An 11,873-nucleotide genomic window follows, 5' to 3' on the forward strand; every position below is an offset into this window, starting at 1 on the left:
TTGCGACTCCCTATCCGCGCCGAACTTTGCCCTCGCGCCACCATCCGAGGAAGAACAGCACGAGCGCCCCCGCGAGGGCCAGCCAGGAGGGACAGAGCGCAGTCAGGCGACTGGCCGAGGACACGGGCAGGGTCTGGCGGGGAAATCCGATCCAGCCGGATCCGTGGGTCGGCCCTGAGTCCACCTGACGCAGGGCCGGTGTGGCGTCTGGCGTGTCGAGCCAGGAAACGGCGCCGCCGCTCTCCGCAGCGCGCGGAGCGAGGCGGGAGGCGGTCGCACGCAGATCCGAATCCTCGAGGGCATCGGGGTCGATCCGTGCCGCGCTGGCCATGAGACCGTTCTGACGGACGGTCCAGATCCCTTCCTGCCCCCCGGTTGCGATCGCGCCGGAAAACACGCCATTGCCTTCGGGCTCGAGAACGAGCCGCCTGTGGGCGCCATCCGGGGCCGTGATGTCCGCCGGATCGCGCAGGGTGGCCGAATCGCTGTGCCGCACGATCCGCAACTTGCCGTTCTCGAGACGCGCGTGAAGCTGGTTCTCCTCAAGATCGGGCTCCTTCATGAGCCAGTGCGAGAGGTTTTTCAGGAGTTCGGCCTGTGGGCCGCCACCGCCCTCGCCGCGCGACCAGAGCCAGAGCTGATCCGACAGGAGGAGTGCGACCCGGCCCTTTCCGACAGTGTCCAGCACGAGAAGCGGAGCCCCGTCCGGTCCTGTCAGAAGCGGGGTTCCATGCACATGGTCGGGTGCGAGCGCGCGATACCATGGCCCCCAGGGCCGGGAGAGTTTCGCGGTCACGGGATGGCGCTTTCCCGCCTCTGTCAGGGCAGGGGCGAATTTTTGTGTCCTTATGCCGTCTTCGGGCACGTGGGCAGGAAGAACACGCGCAAGGGGCGTATCCTGCAACGTGCCGTCAGCGGTGAATTCCGGACCGGCGGTCAGCAGCAGCCCGCCACCCCCGCGCACGTAATCGGCAATATTGGCCAGATAATCCTGCGGGAGGATTCCGGCATTCCGGAACCCGTCGAGAATGATGAGATCGAACTGCCTGATGCGATCCTGGAACAGCTCCTTGACCGGGAAGGGAATGAGCGCGAGGTCCGAGAGTGGCGTTCCGTCATCCTTGTCGGGCGGACGCAGGATCGTGAAATGAACGAGATCGACGGACGGGTCTGCCTTGAGAAGGCGACGCCATACGCGTTCCCCCTGATTGGGCGTTCCCGAGACCAGCAGGACCTTGAGACGATCGCGAACGCCATTGATGCGCACGATCGCCCGGTTGTTGCGGGTCGTCACCTCTCCGGCGAGCGGGCCCGCAGCAAGACTGACGAGCATTTCTCCCGGGCGCCGCACCGGGACGTGCAGCTCGAGGGGGACGCCGGGTGTCGCCGTGATCTGCCGGGGCGGTTCGCCATCCTGGGTGAGAGTCAGAGCTGCGGCCTCATGACCCTGTGCGCCGAGATCGTCCACCACGACACGCAGGACGGCGTCTTTCCCGACCAGGGCATAGGGGGGGGCCTGCAAGACGCGAATTCTCCGGTCCGTTTCCTCTCCCTGTCCGGTCAGGAGAACATGAAGCGGAAGCGTCCGGCCGTCGCGCGTGAAACGGTCGGGCAGCCCGGTCGGGACGTCATGGACCATGCCGTCGGTCACGAGGATTGCGCCGCTGAATCGTCCCGGAGGGAAATCGGCCTTGTCCATGGCATCGAAAAGCCGCGTTCCATGTCCCTTGCCGCCGGGCACGACGATGCGATGCAGGGTCAGACCCGGGAGACGATGCGCCGCCGCCTCGATCCGGTCGGCAATCGTGTCGGCATGGGGGAGACGGTCGCGCAGCGCCATGGACGGTGAGTGATCCACGACGAGAAGGACATCCTGCGGAGCCGGGGCGAGAACGGGTCGCGAGAGATGGGGACCCGCCAGCCAGCCCAGAAGCAGGAATACGGCGATGCTGCGCAACAGGCTGCCGCGAACGCCGCGGATTGCGGCATAGGCGCCGAGACAGAGCGCCACGCAGGCAAAGGCAGCCAGCAGCCATACGGGAAGAAGCGGCAGGAATACGAGATGCATCACTGCTTCATCCTTTTCAGCAGCTCGGGAACACGCATCTGGTCGGCCTTGTAGTTTCCCGTCAGGGCGTAGAGCAGAACGTTCACACCGAACCGATAGGCCTGAACGCGCTGATCCTCTCCGCCGGGTATGACGGCATAGGGTGTGTTGCCCTGCGAATCCATCGCCCAGGCATGGGCCCAGTCTCCCGCGCCGATGATGATGGGGCTGACATCGTCATTGCTGTCGTCACCGCTGCGCGCCACCCAGACCGGCAGCCCCTGCACGCGTCCGGGAAAATCGTGCAGCAGATAGAAGCTGTGCGCGAGAACGTGGTGATCGTCGAGTTTGGTCAGCGGTGGAACGTTCAGCCCCGCTGTGGCGCGTTTGAGCGCGGCGCGCATCTGACCCTCATCCTGTGCGGAGAGTTCGGAGCCGACGCCCTGCGTGTCCAGCATCAGAATGCCGCCATGAGCCATGAACGCATTCAGCGCGGCGGAGCGCGCGGGATCTTCCTGCACGTCCTCTGTAACGGGCCAGTAGATCAGGGGGTAGAAAGCGAGATCGTCCTTGCCCGGTGTCACGCCGTCGGGATGGCCCATCGCGGCGGATGAGCGATCCGATGCATAGTTGGAGAGTCCCTGAAGCCCCTCCCGCGAGGCCGCGTCGATATCGTCATGACCCGTCAGGACATAGCCCAGACGTGTCTCGAGCGCGGCGCCCGGTACGTCCGCAGGGGTATGGGCACTGGGGGCATGGGTGGACTGCGCGTCTTGCGCCTGCGGTCCGTCCTCGCCCGCATCCTGCGCCCGCGCGCAGGGAAGGGCGAGACCTGCCGCGAGAAGGACTATCGCTGCACGGACGAACAGGCCCCGAAGCCACAGGGCGATCAGGAAGTCGATCAGGAAGAGGGCGATGGCAAAGGAAAGGAGCCAGGGCGCGAGAGGGATCTCGGCGGAAAGACCTCCGGGGGCAAGCGACCGGCCGAGCGTCGCTTCCGGCCGGAGCCTACGCGATGCGCCGCCGAGATTGAGCGCGCGACGCGCCAGAGGCGGGCCGTACAGACCGGGCGGGTGCTGGACGCCGGGCGCGACGGTCGCCAGTGCCGCGGTGGAGAGCGGCCGGGCGGCTTCGGGTGGCGGAACCAGAAGACCCTGCGCATCGAGCATCGCAAACGGGGCGAGCCGGGTGACTGCGCTCGTGTCTTTCTGACCCAGAGAACGGGCGATCAGACGCTCGAGCATGGAGGGAAACAGCCCGGACAGGGGAAGAGACGACCAGTCCGCGGTTCCCGTGACGTGAAACAGGACGAGTTCGCCCTGACCGAGCGATGTTGCCGTAACCAGCGGCGTGCCGTCCTTCAGTCGCGCCCAGACGTGATCGCCGAGTGTGGGGGTGGGGCGGGCCAGAACCTGCCGTTTGACCGTGACCTCGTCCGGCACAGCCAGACCGGCGAAAGGCGAGCGCGCGTCGAATGCATCCAGCTGCTGCGGCTTGCCCCAGGACATGGGGCCGCCGAGCTGCCGCATTCCTTCCATCAGGGGGACGGGCAGGAGGGTCTGTCCCGGGTCTCCGGCTGCATTTTCGGAAGAAGCCGCGAGAACAGGCCCCGCAAACCGCACGAGGATGCCGCCCTTGCGCACCCATGCGGCGATTTTCGCGCGGATCCCGGGGCTCGAGAGTGCGCCATCGGTTGCGACCAGCACCGACAGCTTGCCATCGAGCAGGGTGTCGGGCGATCCGCGATGCAGCTCGGCAACGCCCTTGATGGCCTGCGCCAGAAAGAAGCCCTGTCCCGTAAGGGGCGTATCCTGATTGCCCTGGGTGAGCAGACCGACGGGATGCCTTCGGTCGCTGCTGTCGGCGAGCACGATGGCGGAAGGGCCGGGAAGAGCGCCAGTCCCGTTCTCGAGCACGAAACGCGCCGCGCGATTGCGCAGCAGAGGCGGGAGCGGCAGGGATGCGGAACGGGTGCCGCTTCCGTCATCCGCTCCCGGCAGGGGATACATTCCGAGCGTTCCGCCCTCGGCGTCGCGAACCCTGATGCGATACCGGCGCCCGGGCTCCCGGCAGGCGAGGGTCTCGAAAGAGGCCCGGAGCGCGTCATCCGCCCCGTCTCCGCGCGCGACTCCGAGCAACGCCGTATCGCAGCCATTCCAACGCATGTCTCCGACCGGAATCTGCGTGCGTTTCAGAACCGCGAGAAGATTTCCGTCGGCCGCGGTGGCAACGCCATCGGAGAGGAAGACGATCTCGCCGGGGCGGGTTCCGGAACGGTTGCCGGAAGAACCGTCCGGGGACATGAGCGACGCGATCTGTGCGGCAAGTCGCGCCCGATCCACGGGCCATGAATGCGGGGCAAGGGCCAGAAGACGCTCCTCGAGACGGCGACGATCCCGGGTCCGGAAGGGCGGAGGCATGGTGCCGTCGGCATCGGGCGCGCCGAGCAGCAGGGTGACCGAGTGCCCGGCCCGCAGGCTGTGCTCGGCAAGCGCACGCGCCGAACGGATGCGCTCCTGCCAGTGCGGGATCGCTGCCCACCCATTGTCGAGCGCAAGGAGAAGATCGCCCTCCCTCCCTGCAGTCTGGCGCATGCCCGTCCAGACGGGCTGCGCAAGGCCGAGCACGAGCAGGAAGACGGCGGCCAGACGCATGAGAAGGAGCCACAGGGGCGCACGCGACGTGTCCTGCCGCTCCGGGGTCAGTAGGCGCAGGATCCTGAGCGAGGGAAACCGGGTCTTTCGCGCCGGAGGCGGGGTCGCCTTGACCAGCCAGTAGAGGATCGGCAGGGAGAGAAGCCCCAGAAGGGCGAGCGGTGTCAGGAAGATCATGGATGCAGACGGCCACCGGTCAGCTCTGCATAAAGCGCGAGGAGCGCAGGCAGAACGGGCTGATCGGTCTGGTGGAGGGTCAGGGTCGCGCGATATTGCGCCGCAAGGCGCGCGACATGGTCGATATGGGCATCCATGGCCCGGCCATAGGCGTCGGCAAGACTTTCGACCGATGGGAGGATCAGCGCGTCTTCAGCCTCCAGGCTCTCGAAACGCTGTCGCCCCGTATAGGGGAGCGCACGCTCTGCGGGATCGAGCACGCAGAAGAGCCGGGTCCTGGCAGGACGGGATGCGACGTCGCGAAGAAGGCGCTCGAGCGCTTCGGGCGGCAGGAGGAAATCGCTCACCAGAACCAGCTGCCCATGCGGGCGGAGCGTATCCGGCATGACGCGCAACGGAACGTCCTCGCCGGTCTGTCCCGTATCGGCGGACCCGCGATATCCTGACGACAGGAGGGTCTCCGCCAGTTGCGGCAAGGTATGTGTGCCGCTGAAGACGCGACAGGGGTCGAGCGTCCCGGGAAGAGAGACGCGCTCGCCTCCATGGAGCGCCGCAGCGGCAAGGGCCAGGGTGCACAGACGGGCCCGGTCCAGCTTGAAGGGCAACGCATCGCGGGAGCGCCAGCGCATCGAGGGCGAGGAATCGCACCACAGGGCGAGATGCTGCGCACCTTCCGCCTCGCGTTCGCGCACCCAGAGCTGTTCGCCCCGGGCGGACTGACGCCAGTCGATATGCTGGGCCGGCTCGTGGGCGTGGGCGGGGCGATATTGCCAGAAATCCTCGCCCGAGCCGGGGCGGTGCTGACGATGCACCCCCGCGCGGATCTGTCGGCCGATGCGTTCCGCCTCGATTGTCATCGGGGGAAGGAGGGACTCCGCCTGCGGGGCGAGCGTCTGCACCGCTGCGAGCGGCGCTTTCCTGCCCGAGGCGCCCATGCCCGTCGAGTCCTTGCCCGTCGAGTCCTTGCCCGGTGAGTTCTTGCCCGGTGAGTCCACGCCCGGCGCGCCCATGCCGGATGCGCTTTCCGGCGCGGGTCTTCCGGAAGCGGGGTCTCTGGAAGCGGATCCCGGGCCGGACGCGCCTGCGCCGGGAGCGATCCGGCCCGACGCCTTGCGTGTCCATCTGCCGAACAGACCGCTCACGGTCAGACGATCGTCCGCAGGACCTGGGCGATGAGATCGTCGATCCGACGTCCCTCAGCCCGGGCCGGAAAGCTGAGGGCCATGCGATGCGCGAGAACCGGCTCGGCCAATGCGGCAAGATCGTCGAGGCTCGGCGTGAGGCGCCCCTCGAGCAGGGCGCGGGCGCGACAGGTGAGCATGAGCGCCTGGGCAGCGCGTGGGCCGGGGCCATAGAGAAGGCTCGCGGCCAGATCGGGGGTGGCTGCGGTTTCGGGGCGCAGGCCGCGCACAAGGGTGAGGATGGCGTCGAGAACCCGTTCGCCCACGGGGAGGCGGCGGATGAGGGCCTGCGCTGCGATCAGGGTTCCGGCATCGAGCAGGACCGGCGGATGCGCGGCGGGCGCACCGGTGGTCTGGAGAAGCATCTCCCGCTCGGCTTCGCGTTCGGGAAAACCGAGCGGGATACGCAGCATGAAGCGATCGAGCTGGGCCTCGGGCAGGGGATAGGTTCCTTCCTGCTCGATCGGGTTCTGGGTGGCGAGAACATGGAACGGCCGAGGCAGGGGGTGATTCGTACCGGCCTGCGCTACCTCATATTCCTGCATGGCCTGGAGCAGGGCCGATTGCGTGCGCGGGCTGGCGCGATTGATCTCGTCGGCAAGGAGCAGCTGCGTGAAGATCGGTCCCTTGAGAAAGCGGAAGACCCTGCGTCCGTTCTCGTCCTCGTCCAGAATGTCGCTGCCGGTGATGTCGGACGGCATGAGGTCGGGCGTGAACTGGACGCGCCGCGTATCGAGGCCGAGCACGCGGGCGGTCGTGCTCACGAGCAGCGTCTTTCCCAGACCGGGTGCGCCGATCAGAAGAGCGTGACCCCCCGAGAGAATGGTGACCAGCAGGCGGTCTATGACCTCGCGCTGGCCCAGAACGACCTGGCCGATTGCCTCTCTGACCGCGTCGAGGAGGCTCGTCGCGGTTTCGGCCAAGGCGAGATCGGCCGACGGATCTGAGGGGGAGGAAGGGAATTCGATCTGGCTCATATTTGCCAATCTGACACTTCCGGGGGTTTCATCAAGACATAAGACGACCCAACTTGCAGCAGGGAACAGGTTTTTTTGGACTGAGAGCGGAGAAAACGTTGGACGACGCGATCGCGAAACAGGCGTCAGACAGAACCGGAGCGGCTCCGGAGCGCATGGCGGCCTTCCGAACAATCCCCTCGACCGTTCCCGGAAGCCGTTCTCCCGGTGGTGCGGAAAACGATCCGGCACACACGGCAGGAGCGGCCAGCAGGCCGCGACCGTCGCCGATCCGGAGAGACAGATGACCGGGGACGCATTCATGAGAGGAGCCGGAGGCATGAGAGGAACCGGGGCCATGCCCGGAGCCGACGGACCCGGAACCGACGGGCCCGGAGCCGAGATGCCCGGAACCGATTTGTCCGGCGCCGACAGGCAACGCGAAGGGACGCCGCGTGCCCTGCCTTTCCTGATCCGGCGGGACGGCGTGTGGCTCTATCGGGGCTCTCCCATAAGACGCAAGGAGATGCTCTGCCTGTTCGCCTCCATGCTCCGACGCGATCGCGAGGGGAGTTTCTGGCTCACGACGCCGACGGAGACCGGAACCATCCAGGTGGAAGACGCGCCGTTCCTTGCGGGCGAGCTCGATTTTCGCGGCGTATGCGGCCGCCATCAGAATCTGTGTCTTCGTACCAATGTCGATGAGCTGCTCTGCGTGGGGCCGTCCCATCCTCTCGTCGTCGACTGGGAGCGGCCCGCCGCCGAGGATTGCGCGCCGGTTCCCTATGTTCAGGTCCGTCGGGGCGAGGGGGAATTCCCGGTTCTCGCCCGGCTGTCGCGCCCCGTCTATTACGAGCTCGTGGCGCTTGCGGTTCCCGGCCATGTCGGGTGCAGGCCATGCATGGGGGTGTGGAGCCAGAACTGCTTCTTTCCGCTCGCACCCATGCCGGATCCGGCCATGCAGGAAATTTCCGGGGGCGAGACGTGACGTCCCTGCTCGGCGCGCTTCCCGACCCCGGCGGGCTCGAGAGGCTGTGGTCCATCCTGCCCGATGCCCGTCTCGTCGGCGGTTCCGTGCGCGACCTGCTTCTGGGGCGGGCGGATATCCACGATATCGATCTGGCGACGCCCGAGCCGCCGGATGAGGTCCAGCGGCTTCTCGTTGCGGCCGGGATAAAGACCGTGCCGACGGGGCTTGCGCATGGAACGATCACCGCGGTCATCGCACATCGCCCTTACGAGATCACCACCCTGCGTCGCGATGTCGTGACGGACGGCCGACATGCGCAGGTGGCATGGACCGGAAGCTGGGAGGAGGATGCGGCGCGCCGCGACTTCACGATCAACGCGCTGTTCTGCGATCGCTTCGGTGTCGTTCACGATTACTTCGGCGGTCGGCAGGATCTGCTCGACCGGCGGGTTCGCTTCGTTGGCGATCCGTTGCGCCGGATCGAGGAAGACGCGTTGCGTATCCTGCGTTTCTTCCGCTTCGACGCGCGTTTCGGTACCGACCGCCCCGATGAAGAGGCCATGACGGCGATTGCCGCGAGAGTCGGACTGATCGACGGGCTTTCCGCCGAGCGTCTCGCCAGCGAGATCCTGCGTATCCTGAACGGCCCCCATCTCATGGGCACCCTGCATCACATGCAGCAGGTCGGGGCACTTGCGCCGATCGTGCCCGATGCCCGTCTTGCCCGGCTCGGACATGCGCTTGCCGCCGGTGTGCCGACCGGGGATGTCCTGCGTCTGGGGCTGCTTGCGTCCTCGCCGGAAACCGGTCGACGGCTCCGGCTCCCGGTGCGATCCTGCCGGCGTCTCGAGGCGATGCACGATCCGGCGCTGCATCTCGCTCCCGACACGAGCGACGCGCGCCTGCGTGTGCTTCTTGCGGATTACAGTCCCGAGACCCTGATCGACAGGAGCTGGATGATTGCATCGGAGCACGCGCCGCCGGAAGGAGAGCCGGCTCTTACGGACATGGATGCCAACATGGACGCCGACATGGACGCCACCATGCGGGCCGACGAATGGGCATCGCTGCGTGAGCGTGTGCAGGCAATCGCGCCGCCCGTGTTTCCGCTTGCCGGACGCGATGCCGTCGAGGCCGGTCTTCCGCCGGGGCCGGAAGTCGGAAAACTGCTCGCATCCGTCGGCCGGTGGTGGCGCGCGCATGGGTGCCTGCCGGATCGTGCCGCCTGTCTGGCCGAGCTCACGCGATGCCTGCCCCTTTTCGCCGGGGACGCAGGGCGCTAAACCGCAGGAATGAAGAAAGCTCACTCGTCCGCGCAGACCGCCCCGCGTCGTATCGATCCGCAAGGCGTGCAGGGACGCAGGATGCTGTATCGCGTGTGGCGGGAAGAGGTCCGGCAGCATGTCGGGCGTATCGCGGGCGTCATTGTGCTCACCATCCTCACGGCCGGGCTCACGGCGCTTTATCCGCTCGTGATCAAGCGCGCGGTCGATATGTTCGCCGTTCACGATCCGCGGATCCTGTATCAGGTGCCCGCGCTCGTCGTTCTGGTGACAGGGCTCAAGGCCGCATCGCAGTACGGACAGACCCTGTCCGTTCAGGGTCTGGTTCTGGTCGTGATCCGGGGGTTGCAGTCCCGGATGTTCTCCCACGCGCTTTCTGCCGATATCGCCCGGATCGAGGAGGAGGCCCCTGCGCAATGGGCGGCGCGGTTCACCACCGATGCGGTCTCGATCCGCGAGGCCATGATCCGCGCGGTCAATGCGCTTGGGGATGTGGTCACGGTGGTCGGTCTCGTCGCCTCGATGGTCTATACCGACTGGGAGCTGAGTCTCATCGCGCTGGTTCTCTATCCTGTCGCGGCGGTCCCGATCCAGAAACTCGGCAAGCGCGTGCGCCGGGCCTCGGGCGGCATGCAGGAGCAGATCGGGGCGACGGCGGCCCTGCTCAACGAGAGCTTCGCGCTGGCGCGTCAGGTGCGTGTCTATCGAATGGAGAGCAGCGAGGCGCGTCGTATCGATGGCTCGCTCGATCTGCTTCATCGCGCCTTCTGGCATATCTCCCGTGGCCGGGCCAGGGTCGATCCCGTTCTCGAGGTTCTGGGCGGCACCGCGATTGCCGCCGTTCTCGGCTTTGCGGGCTGGCGGGCCGCCATGGGAGGGGCGACCCTCGGTGACTTCACGGCTTTCATCGCGGCCCTGTTTGCCGCATCGCGTCCTCTTCGGTCTCTCGGCTCGCTCAACGCCGCATTGCAGGAGGGGCTGGGCGGGCTCGAGCGTGTCTTCTCCGTGATCGACGAACCGCCTGCCGTGGCCGAACGCGCCGATGCACGCGCCCTGCCGCCCGGTCACGGGCGTCTTGTCTTCGACAATGTCGCCTTTACCTATCCCGATGGGCGGGCAGGTCTGCGCCGGCTCGATTTCGACGTGACCCCGGGCTGGACGGTGGCGCTGGTCGGCCCGTCGGGTGCGGGGAAATCGACCGCTCTTTCTCTCATTCCGCGACTGCATGACGTAACGGATGGGGCAATTCTCCTCGACGGGGTCGATCTGCGCGCGCTGCGTCTGGCGGATCTGCGCGATGCCATCGCCTATGTGAGCCAGGACACGACCCTGTTCGACATGTCGGTGCTCGAGAATATCCGCCTCGGCAGGCCGGCTGCGAGCCGTGCCGAAGTCGAGGCCGCCGCCCTCGCTGCCGCCGTCGATTTTGCCGATACGTTGCCGATGGGGCTCGATACCCGTGTCGGGCCGGGCGGTCAGAGGCTCTCGGGTGGCCAGAGACAGCGTGTCGCTCTGGCGCGGGCCCTGCTTCGCGATCCCCGGCTTCTTCTCCTCGACGAGGCGACCAGCGCGCTCGATTCCGAGAGCGAGGCCAAGGTTCAGGCGACACTGGCCGAATTGCGGCGCGACCGCACGACGATCATCGTCGCGCATCGTCTCTCGACCGTCAAAACGGCCGATCTGATCATCGTGATGAACGATGGCGCGGCGGTCGAGATCGGGACGCACAGGGAATTGCATGCGCGTGAGGGGCTCTATGCCCGTCTCGTGCGCACCCAGTCCCTGGATCTTGCCGAGCCTGCCTGCGCCCCGGAGTGACAGGCCGCGTATAAGGCAGAACGAAGGTCCGGCAGGGTCGCCGCGCGAACGCTTCGGGCAAGACGCCGTGTTGGCCCCCCCCCCTTGGGCATGGCCTACGCGCAGGAGAGGGGGCATTTCATCTGGCATGGAGGTGATGCCCGATTGCCCGAGCGGCGAACGTCAGCGCGCGCTTGCGATCCAGATATCCCGATGCATCCGGCACCGCTCAAGCGGCCTCATCCCGGGATGAGGTTTGCTTGGACGTTCAGGCGTAATTCGGCTGGCAACGATCCAGAGCCTGCACGGCCACCTCGCCGAATTCGAGATCGCTCAGAGTGATCGAGGCATGAAAGACCTTGCCGAAATTCTCATTGGTACCCCAGGCGGAAAAGCCACCACCGCGACCGCGCGTAGAAAGCATTTCGACCTGATCCCCCTGGTCTTCGGGCCAGTTGATATAGATGCCGGCGGATTTGGACATGGCGGTCAGAATATCCTTGAAGCCGAATTCCTGCTGGATACGCAACCAGAATTCATGCGCCTTCCGGTTAGACTCAGGTACCATTGAGTCATAGGGTTCATCCGGGATTGGCGTAGGCAAGTAAGCCCCGAAATCCTCGCTGCTGTATAGCGCTTTTTTGAGATTGGCCCCTATCCATTCTGTCGTGACCTGTTTGCGAGGGATGAAGGTGGACCAGCCAGAGCGCGAGAAGTGACTCCCTCCCCAACGCTCCCCGCAGATCACGGCCACATATTTTCTGGTGCGGATGACCTGGGCACGCCGGGTGGGGATCTGCCAGGAAGG

At 66.5% G+C, this 11,873-nt stretch carries 8 protein-coding genes; 3 read left to right on the forward strand and 5 right to left on the reverse strand.

Annotation, left to right across the window (positions count from 1 at the left end; genetic code table 11):
- Positions 1 to 10 precede the first annotated feature (10 nt).
- From SSA02_RS11085 to SSA02_RS11100, 4 genes are read right to left on the reverse strand one after another with little or no spacing between them, the layout of a single operon-like run.
- Positions 11 to 2,068 carry a VWA domain-containing protein gene (locus SSA02_RS11085; RefSeq protein WP_147094135.1) on the reverse strand — a complete coding sequence of 686 codons (2,058 nt, stop codon included), beginning with the start codon at positions 2,066 to 2,068 and terminating at the stop codon, positions 11 to 13.
- The gene (locus SSA02_RS11090) at positions 2,068 to 4,878 is read right to left on the reverse strand and encodes a DUF4159 domain-containing protein (RefSeq protein WP_147094136.1); all 2,811 of its coding nucleotides are present in this window, start codon (positions 4,876 to 4,878) and stop codon (positions 2,068 to 2,070) included. Before SSA02_RS11090 ends, SSA02_RS11085 begins: the two co-directional genes overlap by 1 nt.
- Entirely contained in the window at positions 4,875 to 6,020 is a 1,146-nt protein-coding gene (locus SSA02_RS11095) for a DUF58 domain-containing protein (RefSeq protein ID WP_246103864.1), read from the reverse strand. The genes SSA02_RS11090 and SSA02_RS11095 overlap by 4 nt, the downstream gene beginning before the upstream one ends.
- A gap of 2 nt (positions 6,021 to 6,022) precedes the next feature.
- On the reverse strand, positions 6,023 to 7,036 hold the full coding sequence (locus SSA02_RS11100) for an AAA family ATPase (protein ID WP_147094137.1): 1,014 nt from the start codon (positions 7,034 to 7,036) through the stop codon (positions 6,023 to 6,025).
- Between the two features lie 382 nt (positions 7,037 to 7,418).
- Between SSA02_RS11100 and SSA02_RS11105 the strand changes: the two genes are divergently transcribed.
- The 3 genes from SSA02_RS11105 to SSA02_RS11115 all read left to right on the forward strand — a co-directional run bounded on the left by SSA02_RS11105 (position 7,419) and on the right by SSA02_RS11115 (position 11,086).
- Positions 7,419 to 8,003, forward strand: coding sequence for a DUF1285 domain-containing protein (locus SSA02_RS11105; RefSeq protein WP_246103871.1), 585 nt, complete (start codon positions 7,419 to 7,421; stop codon positions 8,001 to 8,003).
- The gene (locus SSA02_RS11110; protein WP_246103865.1) at positions 8,000 to 9,268 is read left to right on the forward strand and encodes a CCA tRNA nucleotidyltransferase; all 1,269 of its coding nucleotides are present in this window, start codon (positions 8,000 to 8,002) and stop codon (positions 9,266 to 9,268) included. The genes SSA02_RS11105 and SSA02_RS11110 overlap by 4 nt, the downstream gene beginning before the upstream one ends.
- Positions 9,269 to 9,349: 81 nt before the next feature.
- Complete coding sequence (locus tag SSA02_RS11115; RefSeq protein ID WP_246103872.1) at positions 9,350 to 11,086, forward strand: ABC transporter ATP-binding protein; 1,737 nt, start codon at positions 9,350 to 9,352, stop codon at positions 11,084 to 11,086.
- 247 nt (positions 11,087 to 11,333) lie between these two features.
- Here SSA02_RS11115 and SSA02_RS11120 read toward each other — a convergent pair.
- A partial coding sequence (locus tag SSA02_RS11120) for a hypothetical protein (protein WP_307723407.1) occupies positions 11,334 to 11,873 on the reverse strand: 540 nt, incomplete at its 5' end.

The sequence above is a fragment of the Swaminathania salitolerans genome (assembly GCF_007988945.1).
GTDB lineage: Bacteria > Pseudomonadota > Alphaproteobacteria > Acetobacterales > Acetobacteraceae > Swaminathania > Swaminathania salitolerans.

Coding starts and splice junctions, on each gene's coding strand:
- SSA02_RS11090 (WP_147094136.1), bottom strand. CDS start 4,878: ATGATCTTCCTGACACCGCTCGCCCTTCTGGGGCTTCTCTCCCTGCCG.
- SSA02_RS11100 (WP_147094137.1), bottom strand. CDS start 7,036: ATGAGCCAGATCGAATTCCCTTCCTCCCCCTCAGATCCGTCGGCCGAT.
- SSA02_RS11105 (WP_246103871.1), top strand. CDS start 7,419: ATGCCCGGAACCGATTTGTCCGGCGCCGACAGGCAACGCGAAGGGACG.
- SSA02_RS11085 (WP_147094135.1), bottom strand. CDS start 2,068: ATGCATCTCGTATTCCTGCCGCTTCTTCCCGTATGGCTGCTGGCTGCC.
- SSA02_RS11115 (WP_246103872.1), top strand. CDS start 9,350: ATGCTGTATCGCGTGTGGCGGGAAGAGGTCCGGCAGCATGTCGGGCGT.